Origin of the sequence: Sorangium sp. So ce693 (assembly GCF_051521375.1) — a bacterium.
GTDB classification, from domain to species: Bacteria; Myxococcota_A; Polyangia; order Polyangiales; family Polyangiaceae; genus Sorangium; species Sorangium atrum.
Window position 1 is genome coordinate 4,524,878 of the sequence record NZ_CP150347.1, and the last position, 18,409, is coordinate 4,543,286.

General features: G+C 72.4%; 12 protein-coding genes. 7 read left to right on the forward strand and 5 right to left on the reverse strand.

Translation table 11 applies throughout. The features are described from left to right. Window positions 1-340 precede the first annotated feature (340 nt). From WMF14_RS17115 to WMF14_RS17130, 4 genes are all read left to right on the forward strand, one after another. Window positions 341-961 carry a MotA/TolQ/ExbB proton channel family protein gene (locus WMF14_RS17115; protein WP_231864858.1) on the forward strand — a complete coding sequence of 207 codons (621 nt, stop codon included), beginning with the start codon at window positions 341-343 and terminating at the stop codon, window positions 959-961. Between the two features lie 226 nt (window positions 962-1,187). After that, window positions 1,188-1,757, forward strand: coding sequence for an ExbD/TolR family protein (locus tag WMF14_RS17120; RefSeq protein ID WP_272098213.1), 570 nt, complete (start codon window positions 1,188-1,190; stop codon window positions 1,755-1,757). Window positions 1,758-1,772: 15 nt separating this feature from the next. Next, window positions 1,773-2,354: an ExbD/TolR family protein gene (locus tag WMF14_RS17125; RefSeq protein WP_020735583.1), complete on the forward strand. Its 582-nt coding sequence runs from the start codon at window positions 1,773-1,775 to the stop codon at window positions 2,352-2,354. Between the two features lie 190 nt (window positions 2,355-2,544). Continuing rightward, complete coding sequence (locus WMF14_RS17130) at window positions 2,545-3,549, forward strand: hypothetical protein (RefSeq protein WP_272098214.1); 1,005 nt, start codon at window positions 2,545-2,547, stop codon at window positions 3,547-3,549. Window positions 3,550-3,742: 193 nt separating this feature from the next. On the opposite strand, the gene WMF14_RS17135 is transcribed toward WMF14_RS17130, so the two are convergent. Genes WMF14_RS17135 through WMF14_RS17145 form a run of 3 tightly spaced genes read right to left on the reverse strand, consistent with a single transcriptional unit; the run spans window position 3,743 to window position 7,097 of the window. After that, the gene (locus WMF14_RS17135; protein WP_437802215.1) at window positions 3,743-5,041 is read right to left on the reverse strand and encodes a DUF4147 domain-containing protein; all 1,299 of its coding nucleotides are present in this window, start codon (window positions 5,039-5,041) and stop codon (window positions 3,743-3,745) included. Next, window positions 5,038-5,766, reverse strand: coding sequence for a hypothetical protein (locus tag WMF14_RS17140; protein WP_437802216.1), 729 nt, complete (start codon window positions 5,764-5,766; stop codon window positions 5,038-5,040). Before WMF14_RS17140 ends, WMF14_RS17135 begins: the two co-directional genes overlap by 4 nt. Continuing rightward, window positions 5,766-7,097, reverse strand: a complete 1,332-nt coding sequence (locus WMF14_RS17145; RefSeq protein WP_437802218.1) for an HD domain-containing protein — start codon at window positions 7,095-7,097, stop codon at window positions 5,766-5,768. The genes WMF14_RS17140 and WMF14_RS17145 overlap by 1 nt, the downstream gene beginning before the upstream one ends. Window positions 7,098-8,122: 1,025 nt before the next feature. On the opposite strand from WMF14_RS17145, the gene WMF14_RS17150 reads away from it, so the two are divergent. Together WMF14_RS17150 and WMF14_RS17155 are read left to right on the forward strand one after the other, a co-directional pair. Next, entirely contained in the window at window positions 8,123-10,240 is a 2,118-nt protein-coding gene (locus tag WMF14_RS17150) for a hypothetical protein (RefSeq protein ID WP_272098218.1), read from the forward strand. 278 nt (window positions 10,241-10,518) lie between these two features. Next, window positions 10,519-12,225, forward strand: a complete 1,707-nt coding sequence (locus WMF14_RS17155; protein ID WP_437802220.1) for a serine/threonine protein kinase — start codon at window positions 10,519-10,521, stop codon at window positions 12,223-12,225. Between the two features lie 39 nt (window positions 12,226-12,264). On the opposite strand, the gene mutH is transcribed toward WMF14_RS17155, so the two are convergent. Both mutH and WMF14_RS17165 read right to left on the reverse strand, forming a co-directional pair. Further along, the gene (gene mutH / locus WMF14_RS17160; protein ID WP_437802222.1) at window positions 12,265-12,948 is read right to left on the reverse strand and encodes a DNA mismatch repair endonuclease MutH; all 684 of its coding nucleotides are present in this window, start codon (window positions 12,946-12,948) and stop codon (window positions 12,265-12,267) included. 218 nt (window positions 12,949-13,166) lie between these two features. Then, window positions 13,167-16,784, reverse strand: a complete 3,618-nt coding sequence (locus WMF14_RS17165; protein ID WP_437802224.1) for a protein kinase domain-containing protein — start codon at window positions 16,782-16,784, stop codon at window positions 13,167-13,169. A 419-nt stretch (window positions 16,785-17,203) separates the two neighbouring features. Between WMF14_RS17165 and WMF14_RS17170 the strand changes: the two genes are divergently transcribed. Continuing rightward, window positions 17,204-18,403, forward strand: coding sequence for a kynureninase/PvdN C-terminal domain-containing protein (locus WMF14_RS17170; RefSeq protein WP_437802226.1), 1,200 nt, complete (start codon window positions 17,204-17,206; stop codon window positions 18,401-18,403). Window positions 18,404-18,409: the final 6 nt, after the last annotated feature.

Here is an 18,409-nt window from a genome sequence, read left to right on the forward strand (position 1 = left end):
GTCTTGGACGACAGGTGGGAGAGCTGGGACGGCGCAGGGCGCCGGCACCAGAAGAGACGATCAGGACTCTTGCAGAGGTCAGCGCCGCTCGGTTAGCGTCCCGTGGGCATCTCGCCAGAGAGCGACAGCAGCACGCCGTCCACGGCCAGCGCCGCCAAGCAAAAATAGGCCTCTCATCCGTCTTTACGTGTGAGTGAAAGACTGCCGCCCCTCGGCAACACGAGTCTGACAAAGGGAACCGATCGAGTTGCGCGAAACCTCATCCCGGGGACGCGAGGCGAACTGGAGGACAGAAGCAATGCACGGAGCGTATGAAGCTTTCAAAGAGGGTGGGTGGGGTATGTGGCCCATCCTGTTCTGGTCGATCCTCACGATCGGCATCATCGTCGAACGCGCCCTCTACCTGTTCGGCTCGTCCATCAACAAGGACGTCTTTCTCGCCACCATGCAGAAGTGCATCCTGGCGGGTGACGTTGCCAAGGCCGTGAAGATGTGTTCGGCGGCGAACGCCCCGCTCGCCCGCATCGTCCAGGCCGGCCTCGTCAAGGTGAACCGTCCCGACGAGGAGGTCCAGGCGGCGATGGACGAGGCGGCTCTCCGCGAGCTGCCGAAGATCTCGGCGCGCACCTCGTACCTCGCGCTGCTCGCGAACCTCGCGATGCTCTCGGGCCTCCTCGGGACCGTGACGGGCCTCATCAAGTCGTTCGGCTCCGTCGCCGGCGAGTCGGTCGACCCCAGCCAGAAGGCCCGCGTGCTCGCGCTCGGGATCTCCGAGGCCATGAACTGCACGGCCTTCGGCCTCGGCGTGGCCATCATCGGCCTCATCGGCTTCGCCGTGCTGAACGGCAAGACGCAGCACATCGAGGACGACATCAACGAGGCGTCGGTGCAGATCCTCAACCTCGTCGTCGCGAACCGTCAGAAGGTGAATGTCGCAGCAGTAGGTCAGGCGGCTGCCTGATGGTCCTCGGCGGGCCCGGGTCGTCGAGCGCCCTTCGCGCGCGATGCAGCCTGGGCCCGCTCTCGCGCCTCGAAGCCCCCGACGGCGGCTTCCGCCGCCGGGGCCCCGGGAACTTCGGAAGAGCGACGAAGTCAGACCCAGCATGGTGGCCCACCGCGAGCTGCGGGCAGGGCGTTCCCCGGAACAACTTGGATAGGTGAGCTCAGGCTCACGTTGGGAAGGCAATATGGGCGGCGTAGACGTCGGCGACGGTGGCGGCAAGAAGCGGTCGACGAACAGCGATATCAACATGATCCCGTTCATCGACCTGCTGATGGTCACGATTGCATTCCTGTTGATCACGGCGGTCTGGGTCACCAACTCGCGCATGAACGCGGACGCCCAGGTCCCTGGCCCTCCGGACCCGAACAAGGAGCTCACCCCGCAGACGCCGGAGAAGGTGCTGAACCTGCACATCGGCGAGAGCGAGTTCGGGCTCGTGTGGAAGCAGGGCGCGACGGTGGTCAACGAGGTCAAGGTCAACAAGTCGCCCGTCGAGATCGGCGAGGCGGGCTCGAAGATCGTCCGCTACCCCGAGCTGGCGAAGCGGATCGAGGAGGAGTGGAAGACCCACGGCGGCCACCGGGACCCGAGCGACAAGAAGCTCGACCAGGCCATCCTCCACACCGACAACCGGACGCCCTTCAAGGAGATCGTCGCGGTGCTCGACGCGCTCTACGCGCCCAAGCGCGAGATGCGGCTGCCCGATGGGAACAAGCAGGTCCCCGTGTTCAACATGACGTTCTCGGTCCGCTGAGGCAGGAGCGCGCACATGGATAGGTTCAATCCGAAGCACCACAAGAACCCCCACGCCCACGTGATCCACCAGCCGGGCCGCCGGCTGATGAAGGGCGTGCCGCTCCGGTTCGTGTGGAACAAGGTGTCCGGGCACGGCGCTCGCAGCCCGAACGCTGGGCTCAACCTCGTGAGCTTCATCGACTTCCTCGTCGTGACCGTGATCTTCCTCCTGATGTCCTTCTCGGCGTCGGGCGAGATCGCCGTCGACAAGAACGTCAAGCTCCCGAAGGCGGAGAACGTCGAGGACGTCATCGACGCGCCGATGGTCGCCGTGAACGGCAACCAGATCCTCGTCGACGGCGCCCTCGCCGGATCGACCCGCGCGATCGAGGAGCTCGGGCGGCTTCAGAAGATCGACGAGCTCTTCAACCTGCTCAAGAACAAGCGCGAGCTGTGGAAGCAGGTGCAGCCGAACAAGCCGTTCCCCGGCGTGTGCATCCTCCAGGTCGATCAGAACGTGCCCGCGCTGGTCGTGAAGAGCGTGTTCCAGACCGCGGCGTTCGCCGGTTACCCGAACGTCAGCTTCATGGTCAGCAAGCTCCCGAAGTCGCAGTGATCCCCGCTTCTTGACCTATCGAGCACAGAAGGATGGGGCACGCCGGGCGACCCCCGGCGGCCTCGGTCACCATGGAACGTGGTGGCTCCAGCGGCGCGCTCGGCGCGGCCTTCGCCTCTACGCGGCTCGCGTGGAGGAGGCTGCCTTGCTCGGGTGATCGGGCTGGGGCCTCCTGCGTGGAGCCTCTGCTATGTCCTCTGAACAGCCGCCCCGCGAGCGCGGCCTGCCGTCGGTCTACAAGGCGCGCGAGGCGCGCTCCAAGATGCGCTGGCCCCCGGCGAAGTTCTGGGGTTACACGGCCCTCGTCCTGGCGGTCTCGGCGATCCTCCACTGGAAGTGGTCGCAGGGGCAGATGGAGAGCGCGCGCCAGAAGCTGATGGCGCGCCAGCGCGCGGTCGCCGTCGAGCTCGGCCCGCGCTGGTTCCCCATGCGCGAGCGCGTGGAGGGCTGGACCCTCGATCTGGCGCGGAGCGCTGGCGCCGATCTCGTGGATCGGGAAGCGCTCAAGACGTGGAATTTCCGTGAGCTTGCAGGTATTTACCTGCGCCTCCGGGTGGACGAGGCCACGGGCGTCGACGCCGTCCGGAAGAACGCGCAGCAGTCGCTCCGCGACGCGTTCACTGCGTGTCTCTTGCGTGTGCCGAACCCGAACCCGCTGGCCGGCGCGGAGTGCAAGCGCACGCGGGACTGCCCCGCGGGCGAGTACTGCAACGAGGCCGAGCGCTGCTCCAGGCCCGCGCAGCCCTTCAACCTGCGCGTCGCCTACCGGACCATGCAGGTCCTCTCGGACGAGTGGGTGCGTGACGCACAGGATGCCTCGAGCGAGCTCCGCCTGCGGCTGCTGGAATCCAGCTTCGAGGACACGATCCGAGACGATGTTCCGCTAGCGGCGGAGCTCCTCACGCGGGCGCAGTATTACCTCCTCGTCCTCGACGAGCCGGCCGAGGGAGCGGCGAGCACCGAGGCGTTGCTCGGCGTCCCGCACATGGCGCGGGTCGGGGTGTGGCGGCTGTCGGACGGCAAGCCCATCCTGCGGGTGCGCCGCGAAGCGAGCGGCAATCTGATCGGCGGGACGCCCTCGATCGAGGGGAGCGTGCTCGATGCGCGGCAGCGGCAGGCGAACAGCTGCGCGCTCGCGCTCGCGGTGCGCGAGGCGATGGGCGACACCACGGCCGCTGTCGCCGAGCCGCAGTGAGGGCGCGCCGCCCCGGGGCGCGCGCCGCTCATCGCGCCTGCGCGCGCCGGCTCGCGCCGTAGTCCGCGCTGCGGCGTGAGTTCACGCGGCTGTGCGTTGCCGCGTGAACTCACGCGCGCCGCCGCGCCTCAGCGCGTGTTGCCGCGTGAACTCACGCGCGCCGCCGCGCCTCAGCGCGCGTTGCCGCGTGAGCTCACACGTGCGCGCCTCTCTGGAAGTCTCGCGCAACGATGTGCAGGTCCGTGAGGTTGTGACCTGTCGGCCCGGTCTCGACACGCGTGCCGAGCGCGCGATGAACGACGGCGTCGTCGAAGCGCGCGAGCGCCGCGTCGATCGCGCGGTCGTCCATCGCGGCTGCTGCCGCGCGGGCGACGGCCGCCCCCGCGGCGCCGGAGCTGCCATCGACGCCGTCGGAGGCCGCGCAGAGGAGCGCGACGTCGGGCGGCAAGCCGCGCAGGGCGGCGAGCGCGATCCATCCTGCGCGGCCGCCGGCGCCGCGGTGGGCCGGCAGCGCCAGCGTCGGCTCGCAGGGGATCACGGCGGCTTCGCCGGGAGCGAGGGTGCGCGCGAGCGCGAGGCGGCGCTCCACGATCGCGCGCGCATCGCCGTCCTCGGCGGGGGCGGCGGCGGCGCGGAGCCCTGTCCTGTCGGCGAGGGCCGCCGCCACACGCTCGGCGAGCTTGTCCGGATCGGCGAGCACACGCGCTTCCAGGAGGCGCGCGTCCGCTGGCTTCAGCGACTCGCTGAGCGCGGGCGTGAGCCGCGCGAACCGGGGAGCCCAGCGCTCGAGGGCGGCGAGCGCCTCCTCCACGCGCGTCGGGTCCGGGACGGTGGGACCCGAGCCGACGTCGTGCGGGAGTCCACCCACGACGTCGCTCATGAGCAGCGTCAGCACGCGCGCCGGGGCCGCCGCCGCCGCGAGCCGCCCACCCTTGATCCGCGACAGGTGGCGGCGAACGAGGTTGACGTCCTGGATCGGCGCGCCTGCTTCCAGGAGCTCTGCGACGACGGCCTGCTTGTCCGCGAGGGACACGCCCGGAGGCGGCGCGGCGATCAGCGCCGACGCGCCGCCGGAAAGGAGGGCGATCAGGAGATCCTCGGGCCCGAGCGCGGCCGCGATGGCGAGGGCCGCTTCGGCCGCGTCGACGCTGCGCGCGTCGGGGATGGGGTGCGCCGCGCGCATCACGCGCAGCGGGCGCAGCGCGGTCTCCTCGGGGTCGGTCGGCGATGTCGTCTCATCGCGCGCGGCGAGCGCCGGGGCCGCGACGGTGATGACGAGCCCTCCGGCGATCCTGTCACCCCAGCGGCGGAGCGCCCCCCGGGCCATCCCGGGCGCCGCCTTCCCCGCCGCGATCACGAACACGCGGCCGCGGTGCGCTCCGGCCTCGGCGTCGAGCGCGCGCTCGACGAGCCCTGCTGGGTCGAGCTCCGTCAGCCCGGCGCGGAACGCGGCCACCAGCGCCGCGCGCAGCTCGCCGAGCGCAGCGCTCAACGGGTCCTCGCGCCAACCACGCCGCGCTGCACCGCCGCCCGGGCGGGGGCACGATCGCCTGCGTCGACGAGGTGCGCGCGGAGCACGTGGTGCCAGCCCAGCGTGACCGACACCATCGCCCGCTGCGCGTCGCGCGGGCCCTCGTCGCCCGAGAGCTCCGGCCCGCGGAAGCGGAGCGCACCCCGCACGCCGAGGAACGGGCCCGTGGCGTCTCCCAGGAGCGGCACGTCGAGCGACAGCGAGAGCTCGAGCCCGGGCTCTGCGGCGAGCCCTGCTCCCGGCGGCGCTTCCCAGAACGAGCCCACGCCGAGCGCGACGGAATCGATGAAGAGGTCGAGCCAGGGCGCGCTGCGCTCGAGATCGCTCGCATAGCGGGCGAGGAAGAGCGGCTGGATGAAGACGCCGCCCGCGATCGAGCGCGCGACGGGAGCCCCGTCTGCGCCGAGCGCGTCGGTGTAGTGCGCATACAGGCCGGCGGTCGAGAGGTACACCGCGGCGCCGCGCGCGCAGAGCGCCGGACCGCCGTCCGCGAACGAGGCGCCAGCGCCCGCGCGCAGATCGAGGTCTCCGTCCAGCCGGCCGTACGCCCCATCGCCCTCCGCGTGCGCCGTGGACGCCCCCCCGAGTGCCGCGAGCGCTGCAATACCGGCGACTGCTCTGGTGATGGCGCGGCGCGCGCGCGCGGGCTCGGACGATCCCCGGGCTGCCTTGTTCCTGGTGGTCATCAGCGTATCAGCGCCTCCCGCACCGTATCCCGCAGCTCGGGCGCGAAGAGGATCCGGGTGCGTGTCATCGTCTCGTTGCGCAGCCGATCCAGCAAGAAGGACACCTCGGCGGGGCGCCGCGGGCGCCCTCTGGAGTAGACGACCATGAGCGACTCGTCCTCGGCGTAGGGCGTGTCCTCGGCGACGTCGACGCCGACGTACACATCCGGGTCGAGCCCGCCGCTCTGCGCGATCTCTCGCACGGTCTCCAGCGCCGCCGCGCGCCGGGCGTCGCGCTCGGCCGGCGACTCGCCGGGCTCCGGGAACAGCTCGACCGACTTGAAGAGCGAACGCACGCGCAGGCGGCGGGCGAGATCGGACAGCACGGGATCGGGCGCCGCCTCCCACGCGTGGATGGCCCCGAGCAGCACCTGATCGTCGAGCTCGAGGTACTGCTCCAGGGTGGGCATCTCGCCGACGGCCATCGCGGCGACCGCGGCGGGGACCTCGGGGATCCGGTCCCCGGCGGCGAGGCGGGCGACGACGCGCCGGAGGATGGCGCCGATCATCCACTCCGCGCTGCGCGTCGTCTTGTGGAAATAGACCTGTTGAAACATGAAGAAGCGGGCGAGCAGGAACGACTCTATCGCGCTCATCCCCTTCGTCCCGTCGATGGCGAGCGCGGGCGCCGGCGGGGCGGACGCGGCGCCGCCGCCGGGCATCTCCACCTGGACGTCGCTGAACCTGAGGCTGCGGAGCAGCCACGGCAGGTCGTACTCGCCGTACCTGACGCCCGTCGCGTGCGCGTCGCGGAGCAGGTAGTCGCAGCGATCGACGTCAAAGGTCCCGCTCACCGCCTTGGCGAGGTACGGCAGCTCGTGCCGTCCGCCGATGAGGTCGGCGACCCGCTGCGGGAGGTAGGGATCCTGGCGCACGAGCACCTGGTGCACGTCCGAGGACGGGTCGAGCAGGATGCGCTCGGTCCAGCGCTCGTGGTGGAGCGCTCCCGGCATGGCCTCCTCGAAGAGATGCGACAGCGGGCCGTGGCCGAGATCGTGCAGGAACGCTGCGGCGATCGCGTCGCGCGCGCGGTCGCTGGTCACTCTCTGCCAGAACGGAAGGTCGCGATCGATCTGACGGAGCCTCGCGATCAGGCGGCGCATCACGTGAGCGGCCCCGAGCGCGTGCGAGAAGCGGGTGTGCTCGGCGCCTGGGAAGGCGAGCGACGTCAGCCCGAGCTGACGGATGCGCCGCAGCCGCTGCACCTCGCGAGCGCCGAGCAGGCGCGGAACGATGGCCGCTTCGCCGCTCTCGAACTCGATCAAGCCGTGGACCGGGTCGCGCAGAATCAAGATGGGTCTCCACTCGACGCCATGGGCGCAAACGGCGCCGGGTCACTCAGGAGTCGCCTGATGGCGTCGATCCGCGGGCGTGTGCGCGGGGGAGAGGGCTCATTGCTTCGGGCGTGCGGTGTGGAGCACAGCATGGTGCGCCTCGAACAGGGACGGGAAATCAAGGAGGTGTGCGACGTTCCCACGTGGGCCCGCGGGAAGGCAAGCGCGGCTCGTCGCCGAGCCTTCTTCGTGAGCGATCCAGCGAGCCGGTCAGCTCCCCCTGACGAGGACGACAGGCGCGCCGCATCGGGACGCCGCGAGCGTGGCGCGCGACGGAATTCATGCGACCGGGCCAGCCACGCCGAGGCGGAATCGCGCGGCGGACGTCGAGCGGCCGACGTCGCGGACGTCGCCAACGTCGAGCGAGCGGCAAATCGTGTCGAGCGCCGCGTGAGGCGAACGCGCGCGCGGCGCATCACGGCACCGCGAGCGTGGTCCCGCGGCCGCATGCGATTGCGTACGAGCGCGTGTGATTGCGTACGGTTGCGTGCGGTTTCGTGCGGTCGCGGTACACGGGACGAGCGCTCGAGATACGGGCTGAGATGCCTGAGATGAATCGGGCGAACAGCGGGTGACCATGCGACGAACGCGCGAGGAACGTGCGAGGACGACGCGAACCACAGCGGGGTGAACCGACGAACAACAGACGTGAACCGACGTGAACCGACGTGAACCGAGGTGAACCGAGGTGAACCGGCGAAGAACAAACGAAGAACCGACGAGCGAGAAGGAGGCGCCGCGAGGCCAGCGAGCGAAATTGCGATCGGAGAAAATTGTGATCGACGGAGGAAAGTGCTCGATTTCTTGAAGCTGGACGAGCATCCTGGTGTACGGTAGGAGGCTGACTATTCCGCTGGTTAACGTGGGTCATCGGATATCCGGGAGATCAAGTCGAGCGCATGACCACAACCAACGGACGACAGTCGGGGCGGGGGCATCCTGCAGATGAGGAGCAAGGTCGGGTGACACGCGAATCGGGAGGCATGGCGAGCAGTGATGAGGCTGAGCTCGACGAGTCGCCGAGGCGGCTCGACGCCATCCTTCGCGCCCTCCCAGAGTCGGAGCTCAAGGGCCTCATCACACGCATGGGGATCCGCATCGACGCCGCGAAGCGGATCGACGCGCCTTCTCAGGCGGCGCGGGCGCTGGTCGGCCTCCCCGACGTGCGCGACCCGTCGCGGCTCCCGACCGCCAGCCGCGAGCTGCTCCATCGCATCGCCGAGGCGGGCGGCGTGCTCGTCGTCCCGTCGCTCCCGGCCGGGCTCGAGCCGCTCATCGCCCGTGGCGTCGTCTACGCGCGCAAGACCGACGAGGGCATCGAGCTCGTGCTCCCGGCCGCGTTCCTCGTCCAGCTGAAGAGCTGGGAGAGCGAGGACCCCCGGGCGATCCGGGCGCTGCTCGCGCAGGCGCCCTTCGAGACGATGAGCGCGATCGCGACGCACTACCTCGGCCGCCCGGCCACGCCGCCCATCGCGCTGTCCCTCGAGAACGCGTGGGAGACGCTGAGCGATCCGGACCGGCTCCGCGAGGAGATCGATCGCCTCGCGCCCGTCGAGCGCCGCCTGCTCGAGTCCATCGAGGCCGTCGGCGGCGAGGTGGACACGCAGGAGCTGCTCGATCTGGAGCGGGAGCCGATGCGCCTGCGCAGCGCGAGCGGGGTGACCGCGAGCCGCCGCGGCGCGGGCTTCGCGCTCGAGCGCCGCGCCTTCCTCATCCCGATCCATCCGAACCGGCACGTCGTGCCGACCGAGGTAGCGGCGATCGTCGGCGCGGATCGCCGCCGGATGCGCGAGAAGCGGCGCGAGCAGATCCGGTCGTTCGTCCTGGAGGAGGATCACGCCCCGCGGCGCGCCCGCTTCGCCTCGGATCCCGGGATGCTCGCGCTGGCGCTCGCGTACTGCGTGCGCGAGCCCGGCAGCGACGTGCGCCCCGGCGTCGGGACGCCGCGGTCGCTGCTCGTCCGGCTCGCGCAGCGCTTCGGGCGGGACGTCGATGGCGTCGCGCTCGTCGCCGCGCTGTCGCGCGCCGTCGGGCTCTGGGACGCTTCGGCGGCGTCGCCCGCGACGCCGCCCGGCTCGCTCCTGGTGCAGGAGCTGACGCCGCTCCTGTTCACGACGTGGCGCCGCGGCGGCGCGTGGGATGAGGCGCGCGCCGAGCGGGAGGTGCTCCGCGTCGCGTCGGACAACCGCGACGCGAGCCCCATCGGCGCGCTCCGCGAGATGGTGCTCGACGCGCTGCACGACCTCGGCGAGGGCCGCTGGGTCCCCTGGCAGTCGCTGCAAGGCTACCTGGCGGCGGACGAGCGCATCGCGGGGGTCGAGCGGCTGGTCCGTCGCTGGGCCGAGCGCGCCTCGGTCGAGGCGCCGGAGGTCCCCGACATCACGCGGCGGATCGCGCTGGAGTCGCTGCCGGCGCTCGGGATCATCGATCTCGGCGGGGCCGAGGACGTGGCGAGCGCGGAGCTGGCCCTCCGGCTGACGCCTCGCGGGCGGGCGCTCCTCGCGGGCTCCGCGCCGAGCTCGGACAACAGCAAGAGCAAGTTCGTCGAGGCGCACGCGCTGCGTGTCGGCCCGAGCGCCAGGGTCGCTGCCGTGCTCGGGCTCTCAGCGTTCGCCGAGATCGGCCGCGTCGGCGATCATGTCGATCTCCTGCTCACGCCGCCGTCGATCGCGCGCGCGCTGTCGGTGGGCCTCGACAGCGACGCCCTGCGCTCTCGCATCGAGGCGGTCGCGCCGCTGCCGGACACCATCTCGCGCATGCTCATCCAGGCGAGCGTCGTCATCGGCAAGGCGAGCTTCGTCGGCGCCTCCGGCTTCCTCTGGATCGAGGATCCCGAGATCCGCGAGCTGCTCCGCACGCGGCGGCCGGCGGCCGAGATGTTCGTCGATCCGTCGCCCCCCTCGGGGTTGCTGATCGAGGCGGGTGTCGATCTGGAGCGGCTCATCCGGCGCTGCCGCGCCCTAGGCGTCGAGATCGAGGCCGATCTCGGCAACCTCAAGGCGACGCGGCAAACCCCGGCGCACGGCACCGAGGGACCGCACCGGACCTCCTCGACGGCGAACATGCGCCGCTCCCGGACCCCGCCAGCGCGCACCCGCTGAGCTCGCTGTCAACTGGCATTGCGGGGCCACGAGCGCAGGCCGACCGCTGAGCCGAACCTGAAGGAACGGCGGTCGTCGGCGCCTCACCGACGGACCGTGCAGGCGCTTCGTCCGCGGTGTGGCGGTGCGTGAGGAGCGCAGGCTGGCCCTGGGTTGCGCTTGCTTCCGCCTGTTCCACGCGCACGTCCCACCTGGGAGTCGTTTTTTCGCAGCTCTTTGCATTCCTGCGGCGTGAGGGGAATCGCTTCGGAGAAGCGCGACGTGTATACCTTAGCTCGATGGCGCCCTCCTCTGGTGAGCCGGACTCGACCGAAGGAGAAGTCTCGGTCGGCCCGGAGACGGCTGCGTTTCCGCTCGGCCCGGGGGAACCGAAGGCTGACAACGTCTACACGATTGCGCCTGGCACCGTCATTGCGCGCAAGTACCGCGTCGAGCGCACGATCGGCCGTGGAGGCATGGGACTCGTGGTCGAGGCGCTGCACCTCGATCTCGATACGCGTGTCGCCATCAAGTTCCTGCTCCCGGAGTTCATGTCGTACACCGAGGCGTCGGAGCGGTTCATGCGCGAGGCGCGCACGGTCGCCAAGCTGCAGACGCACCACGTCGTGCGCGTGCTCGACGTGGCCGCCCTGGAGAGCGGCGAGCCGTACATGGTGATGGAGCTGCTCGACGGCGTGGACCTCGCGGGCCACGCCGCCGAGTCGGGCACCCTCGCGATCGGCGAGTGCATCGATCACATCGTCCAGGCGTGCGACGCGCTCGCGGAGGCGCACGCGCTCGGCATCGTCCACCGCGATCTGAAGCCGGCGAACCTGTTCCTGACGAAGCGCCCGGACGGCGCCCCGCACATCAAGGTGCTCGACTTCGGCGTCTCGAAGATCCTCACCGGCGACACGGGCAACGTCTCGCTCACGCAGACGACCACGATCCTCGGGTCCGCGCTGTACATGTCCCCCGAGCAGATGCGCTCCTCGAAGAGCGTCGATCCTCGCACCGACATCTACGCGCTCGGCGTGTGCCTCTTCGAGATCATCGGCGGCAGGCCGCCGTACGTCGCCGATAGCTTCCCCGAGCTGTGCGCGAAGATCTACACGTCGCCGCCCGAGGCGCTCCAGGACCTCCGCCCCGAGGTGCCGGAGGGCCTCGTCGAGGTGATCGAGAAGTCGATCGCGCGCGAGCCGGAGGATCGCTTCCAGTCGATCGCGGAGTTCGTTCAGGCGCTCGCGCCCTACGCCGCGCCGGGCACGCGCACGACCATCGGCGGGATCCTTCGCCAGCACGCCGTGGAGCTCGACCTGCCTCCGCCGGCGTCGCGGGCGGCCATGACGCGGACGTCGCGCGCATCGCGCACGAGCAGCGGGCCGTCGGTGAGCGACAGGGGCGCGCGCACGGGCAGCTCTACGCCCCCGGTGGAGGACGAGGTCCCGCGCCGCGGGCGCACGATGCTCTACGTGGCGGTCGGGGCTGTCGCCGTCCTCGTGGGCGCGTGGGGCGCGCTCCAGTTCCAGCGCAGCCGCTTCGCTGTGGGAGGGAGCGAGGCGACCGCTCCGGCGGAAGCGCCTTCCTCTGCCGACACCGCGGCTCCCGGCGCGCCGACGGCGACGGCGCCTCAGGCGCCGGACACGGCCGCCGCGAGCCCGACGGTCGCTGTCCCCGCGGGCACCGCAGCGACGGCTGACGCAGGCGCGAGCGAGGCGGACGCAGGCCCATCGGATGCGGGCGTCAGCCCGACCGGGACAGCGGTGGATGCGGGGAGCGAGCCGTCCGCAGCGGGTACGACGGCGCCAAGCGCCAGCGCGGGCAAGCCGCCGCGCGCCGGAGCTGGAGGGCGAGGGCGCACGCGCCCAGCGGAAGCCGGGGGGGCTGCCGTGGACGAGCCGGCGCCGCCGCGCACCGTCACGCCGACCGTGAACGACGATCTCTCGCTGGAGACGTGCACCGCCACGATGCCGGACGGCTCCAAGAAGGTCGTCCCCTGCAAGTGACGCGCGCAGCGGCGCCCGTTCGCGAAAGGGGCTCGCCTGTCACGCCGGGATCGCGGCCGGATCGCTCAGGATCGCGCCGGTGAAGCTGGGGCGCAGGTAGAAGCCGCGCGGCAGCGCGGCGATCATCTCCCCGTCGCGTCCGAACGCGAGCGTCCGCGAGCGCCCGCTCGCGGCCTTCGGCCGCGCCTGGAGCCAGCGCCCCGCGTGCGCGGTGAGCGCCTCGACGGCGCCGATGCCGATGAGCCCCATCAGGTCTTCGAAATCGGCGCGCAGGACGCGCTCCTGCGCGTCCGTCGGCCGCCAGAGCCGCGGGACGCCCAGCCGTCGCTCCTCGCTCGGCCGGCCAGGAGAGGCGATGATCGGGACCCACAGCACACAGGCGAGCTTCGCGCGAGCGCGCGACGTCTCCCACTCCGCACGATCGGCGTCCGAGAGGGAGATCGAGCAGACGAACGTCGACTCCTGCGGCGCCCCAGCCACGTCGACAGGGATCGTCTTGAGCTCGATCCCGAGGTGGGGAAAATCGGGCCTCGATGTCGAGCCGGCCGTCGCGCCTAGCGCGCGCTCGAGGAGCGCGCCGGCGGCTCCCTTCGTGCGCACGCCGCCTCGGGGCACGGCGCAACCGAGCGCGCGTGCCAGATCGGCGAGCGTCAGGCCGGCGAGCGCGGCTGCTCGGCCCCGGAGCTCGGCTTCGTCGCGCGGCGGTTTCAGCGCAGGGATCAACGACGCCGCCCTTAGAGCATCGCGGGGCGCGACTCCAGCGCTCAGCCGCGATCGAGAAAGGTTGGCCGCCGGGGTGCGCCGGTACGTCGATGGGAATCGAGCAGCGCTGACCCGGGGGCCATGGCGGCCTGATACGCGGCCCCCCCGAACGCGCCGCCGAGAAACAACCTACTGCTTAAAACCTTCTTTGGGCCGACAGGATTCAGAGGAAAAACGCATCAGGAATTTCCTGTATGGACTTTCCGGGGCCCACCAGCGTTGGGCCTGGCAGCCCGCTCGTCGTCGAGCGGCCATCTCAGGTCAGCGAGCTGACCGGTGATCCGCAGCAGCATCTCTCTCAGAGAGGAGGCGTTCGCGCGGTCGTTCGGGTTGTGTCGTAAACAGGCATACATGAACGCCGCGATGTCGGCGGTCCTTGGATCGTCGGCGATGCGCTTGATCGGCGCAGGGAGCCCATCGTGCGTGACGTGCGCCGTGATGAGCGCGACCTCGGTGGGCGCGTCGAACAGCGTCTTGCCGGTGAGGATCTCGTAGGCGAGGCAGCCGAAGCTGTAGATGTCGGCGGTGAGCGGGGTCGGCGTGACCCCGGCGGGGACGACGCCCCAGATCTCCGGGGCGCCGTAGCAGCCGGTGGCGCAGCCGGGGCGGATGTGGCGGCCTGCGAGGCCGAAATCGACGAGCACGGGCTCGCGTCCCCCGCGAAGGATCACGTTGGTCGGCTTGATGTCGAGGTGCCCAACGCCGACGGCGTGCATGGCTTCCAGCCCGGCGAGGATGCCGTCGAGCAGCGCCACCGCGCTCCGGGAGGTCAGGCCTCGAGCGTCGAGCAGCTTGTCGCAGCGGATGCCCTCGATGAGCTCCATCACGAGGATCGGCTTGGGGCGGGCGCCCGCGTCGAACGTGACGAAGCGGGCGATGTTCGGGTGATCGGGCAGCGAGAGCAGCGCGCCCGCCTCCTCGCGGAACAGGCGGAGGAAGTCGGCTTCCGAGACGCTCCTGGCCGCCGTGTGATCGTACTCCGGCACCTTGAGGGCGAAGCGCTCCGCCGATGGATCGTGGCGCTCCTCGGTGCGGGTGACGACGAACACCGTCCCCAGCGAGCCGCCGCCGAGCTGGCGGTGCACGTAGAAGCCGCCCAGCGTGCGCCGGCTCGGCAGCCACGCGGGCAGCGGCTGCTCGGGCAGGGAGACCCCGCTCGGCGCGCTCGGCCGCCGGACCGGGAGCAGCAGGACGCGCGGCGCGACGAGGGCGACCACATCGGCGAGCGCGCTCGGGATGCTCGCGCGCGCGGCCGAGACGAGCGCCTCGATCGGCGCGGCGACGCTCGGCTCCGCGTCGCCTTCGTCCTGCAGCGCGACCTCGATGGCGAGGCGCAGCGGCTCGGTCGCGCCGGAGGGCGCGGAGGCCGGGTGCTCCCCGCAGCGCCGGCGCGCGCCCGCGGTCAGCTGCGCGAGGCGCGTCAAGGCCTCCTCCAGGGCGGCGAGCGGCGAGGCGTCCACGTCGCCGTCGCCCGCGCCGGTCAGCGCGCTGAGCGCGCGGGCCGCGTTCAGCGCGCCGAGCGCGCGCGAGAGGCGGGCGAGCGCGCCCCGCACGATCTCCGTGCGCTGCGACGCGCCTGCAGGGAGCGCCGTGACGAGCGCCTCGAGTGCGGCGAGGCGCTCGAGCGCCACGCGCGCGCGCTCGGCCTCGGCGAGCTCCGCGTCGAGGCCGCCTTGTCGGGTCGACCGGCGCGACGCCGGGGCGTCGCCCTCCGTCGCGCGCGCGCCGCCCTCGCGCCCGCCGCGCGCGAACCGCGCGTAGGCGCGCAGCAGCTGGGCGACGTCCGGGTGCATGCTCGCCTGGCCGAGCACGTCGAGGTCGTCGGGGTCGCCGCCGCGCATCGCCGCATGCAAGAAGATGTCGGCCGCGTCGGCGGCGCCTTCGCGCACGAGCGCGTCGAGGCCGCGGGCGACCGAGGCGGCGATGGCGCGGCGGAGCGACGAGCCGCGCTCGGCGCGCAGCCGGTCGAGCAGCACGCTGATGGCGCCCGTCCAGCGTGCGAGCACCCGCGCCTTGAGCTCGGGCTCGCTGCCGAAATCGGTGCTCTCTCCGTCGATCAGGTGGATGAGCGCGCGCAGGTTGCGCTGGTGCACGGTGACGTGCAGGGGCGGCGAGGCGCTCGCCCGGGCGGCGGGCCCCTCGGCGCGGAGCAGCCAGCGAGCGAGCCGCTCGTCGAGATCGTCCAGGGAGGCGACCCCGGTCGCGTCCTCGCTCGGCCGCCGGTTCAGGAGCAGGAGGCTCTTCAGCAGGCCGGAGCCGAGCAGCTCGGCGTCGAGCTCGCGCACGAGCCCCAGCGCGGCCCTGCGCGCCGCGGTGCTCTGCGCGTCGTCGTGCTCGCAGAGCTCGATCTCCTCGAGCGCGCCCACCACCTCGGTCGCCAGGGCGTAGGCCTCGAGCGCGCGGCCGTGCGCGTCGCGCGGGCCGGTCTCGACGAACGCCGCGACGGCGCCGTCGAGCGCGCCGCGCAGCAGCGCCACCCCGGCGCTGTCCATCGAGAGGTCGCGGTGGATGACGCGCGCGAGCGCCGCGAGCCCGTCGTCGCGGACGTGCGCGCTGGGCGGGGCCTCGAGCGCGTCCTCGAGCGCTCGGGCGCAGCGCGCCGCGGCGCGGGCGCCGAACGGCTCGCCGCGGCTCATCACGCCGCGGAGCTCGCGCCGGAGCTCGACGATCGCCTCGGCGGTCGCCATCGGGGAGGTGCGCGCGATCTCGTCGAGCAGCGCGTCGGCGGCCTCGGGCTCCGCGTCGGCCGCGACGGGGAGCCCCCAGGCCATCGCCGTGGCGATGCCCGGATCCGCGGCGAGCAGCGGGCTCCGGAGCAGCTCGATCGCGCGTCCGAGCGCGCCGTCCGGATCCACGGCGATGCTCGCGGCCAGCGACGCCGCGCCGCGCCGCCACTCGGTGGGGGAGAGATCCTGGGCGAGCAGCGCGCGCACCTCCTCGTCGAAGTCGGGCAGCACCCCGGCGAGCAGGCCGCGCGCCGCGGCCACGTGGCGCCACACGAGCGGCTCGCGATCGGCGAGGAGCGTCTGCCAGGCGAGCGCGATCCCGTCGGCGTTGCGGTCGAGGTCGCGCCGCCGCCCGTCGCCGACGTTGCGGAACAGCCGGAGCGGGAGGTCGTCGCCCTGCGTGGCCCGGCGGGTCGCCTCGCGGGCGGCGCGCTCGAGCAGGCGCGCGGCGAGGCGTCGCTCCGGGAGCGAGCCGGTCGATGGCGCGGCGATCCAGTCGCGCGACAGCTCGCGCCGCGAGGCGAGCAGGAGCGCGAGCGGTTCGACCGGGATGTCGGTGCCGGCGGGGAGCCAGAGCGAGAGCATCACGCGGGCGCGGATCCCTGCCCCGGACAGGCCGCGGGCCGAGCCGGCCGCCATGCGCGTCGCGAGGGCGACGAACGTCGCTGCGTTGCCGGCATAGAGCTGTCCCAGGACGCGCCTGCCCAGCTCGCGCCGCTCGGGCCCGAGCGGGAGCGCCCCGGCGATCTCGTAGAGCGCCACGCTCGCCGCGGCCGGCGCGAGCCAGCTCAGATCGTCGAGCAGCCCGTCGGCCATGGCGGTCTGGACGCTCCGGAGCAGGCCATCCGGGCTGAGGGAGTCGAGCGGGGTCGATCCATCGAGCGCGTCGACCAGGGCCAGCGAGGCGATCGTCTGCCGGAAGAGCGCGCGGCGGACGTTCGGGTCGTCGTGGGACGTGAGGTCGACGAGCCCTTCGAGGTATTCCGCGCGCGGTCGCATCGGCAGGTTGCGCAGTCTAGCGCGCCGACGCGCCGGCCCCCCTCCCACGCCGCGGCAATCCTCGCCCGCCATGGAACCTCCCACCTCGATCCGGAGCGCGTGCCGCTCCACATGGCTCCGAGACAGCTACCTCCCCCTACGATGATCGGACCGGCCCGAGGCGCGCCCCCGCCGCGCGTTTCGCCTCCTCGCCCAGGCGAGCACGTCGTGGCACGGCGAGGAGCCGGCCCGCCGACGCTCGATCTCGCGCAGAAGCGCGTCCCCTCGCGTCCGGCCGCCTGGACCGTCGGCGCGCGCGTGGGGCAGCGGCAGATGGCAGAGCGCTCCGGGCCGCTCTACGCGTTGAGGACGCAATCCACGCATCCTGCGCAAGGCACCGCACCGCACGGACCGGCTGGGTGGAAGTGAGCAGCGAAGTGAGTTAAGCGGCAGCGCTACGGGGCCTCGTCGCCCAGCGTGTCCGCCGGCGACGCCTCGACTGAAGAGCTGGAATGCAAGGAGACGTGGAACAGGGCTTCTCTCTCGATCTCGACGCGTTCCGCGCGGCGTACTCGCGCTTCCTCGCGCCGGCCGGGGACGCGGCGCCGCGCATCCTGCTCACGGGGCACTCGCACCAGGCCTGGCCTGATGTGGCGCGCGACGCGCTCGCCGCATGCTTCGACGACGCCGCGCGGCTCGTCGACGGCAAGTGGGACGCCGCGGTGTTGCCCAGGCTCTCGGCGGTCGGCGCGGCGATCCTGGAGCGGATGGGCTTCGAGCGCGGCGACGCCATCGCCTTCGGTCAGAACACCCACGAGCTCGTCTACCGGCTGATCTCGTCGCTTCCGCGGCGCGAGCGGCTCCGGATCGTCACCACGCAGGGCGAGTTCCACTCGCTCAGGCGTCAGCTCGCCCGCCTCGCCGAGGACGGCGTCGAGATCGACTGGGTGAGCGTCGAGCCGCGCCACGCGCTCGCCGACCGGCTGCTCGCGGCGCTCCGGCCGGGCACCTCGATGCTCGCGATCTCGGCTGTGCTCTTCGAGAGCGCGACGGTGGTGCCGCGGCTCGGCGAGATCGTCGCGCGCGCGGCCGAGATCGGCGCCGTCCCGCTCGTGGACGCCTACCACGCGTTCAACGTCGTCCCGCTCGCGTGGGGCAGCGCCGCGCCTCATGTCTTCGCGGTCGCGGGGGGCTACAAGTACGCGGCGATGGGCGAGGGGATCTGCTGGATGCGCGTCCCGCACGGCTGCGGGCTGCGCCCGGTCTTCACCGGCTGGTTCGCCGACTTCGGCTCGCTCGCGGGCAGCAGCGGGGGCGTCGCGTACGCGCCCGGGGGCGCGCGGTTCGCGGGCTCCACGTTCGACCCCTCCGCGGTCTACCGCGCCGCCGCGGTGATCGCGCACTGGGATCGCTTCGGCCTCACCGTGCCGCGGCTGCGCGCGATATCGCTCCGGCAGACCGGGCGCATCCTCGGCGTCCTTGACGCCGCGGGCCGCGGCGGCGACGTCGTCTCGCCTCGCGAGCCCGAGCGCCGTGGCGGCTTCGTCGCCGTCCGCTCAGCGCGGGCGGGCGACGTCGTGGAGCGCCTCCGCGCCCGGCGCGTGCTCGTCGACGCCCGACGTGACGTGCTGCGCATCGGCCCCGCGCCATACCTCACCGACGCCGAGATCGACCAGGGCGTCGCGGCCCTCGTCGAGGAGCTCGGTCGCTAGCGTCCT

Bases quoted from the DNA above. Each gene is read 5' to 3' on its own strand.
- WMF14_RS17115 (WP_231864858.1), top strand. From the start codon at position 341: ATGTGGCCCATCCTGTTCTGGTCGATCCTCACGATCGGCATCATCGTC.
- WMF14_RS17120 (WP_272098213.1), top strand. From the start codon at position 1,188: ATGGGCGGCGTAGACGTCGGCGACGGTGGCGGCAAGAAGCGGTCGACG.
- WMF14_RS17125 (WP_020735583.1), top strand. From the start codon at position 1,773: ATGGATAGGTTCAATCCGAAGCACCACAAGAACCCCCACGCCCACGTG.
- WMF14_RS17130 (WP_272098214.1), top strand. From the start codon at position 2,545: ATGTCCTCTGAACAGCCGCCCCGCGAGCGCGGCCTGCCGTCGGTCTAC.
- WMF14_RS17140 (WP_437802216.1), bottom strand. From the start codon at position 5,766: ATGACCACCAGGAACAAGGCAGCCCGGGGATCGTCCGAGCCCGCGCGC.
- WMF14_RS17150 (WP_272098218.1), top strand. From the start codon at position 8,123: ATGGCGAGCAGTGATGAGGCTGAGCTCGACGAGTCGCCGAGGCGGCTC.
- WMF14_RS17155 (WP_437802220.1), top strand. From the start codon at position 10,519: ATGGCGCCCTCCTCTGGTGAGCCGGACTCGACCGAAGGAGAAGTCTCG.
- WMF14_RS17165 (WP_437802224.1), bottom strand. From the start codon at position 16,784: ATGGCGGGCGAGGATTGCCGCGGCGTGGGAGGGGGGCCGGCGCGTCGG.
- WMF14_RS17170 (WP_437802226.1), top strand. From the start codon at position 17,204: ATGCAAGGAGACGTGGAACAGGGCTTCTCTCTCGATCTCGACGCGTTC.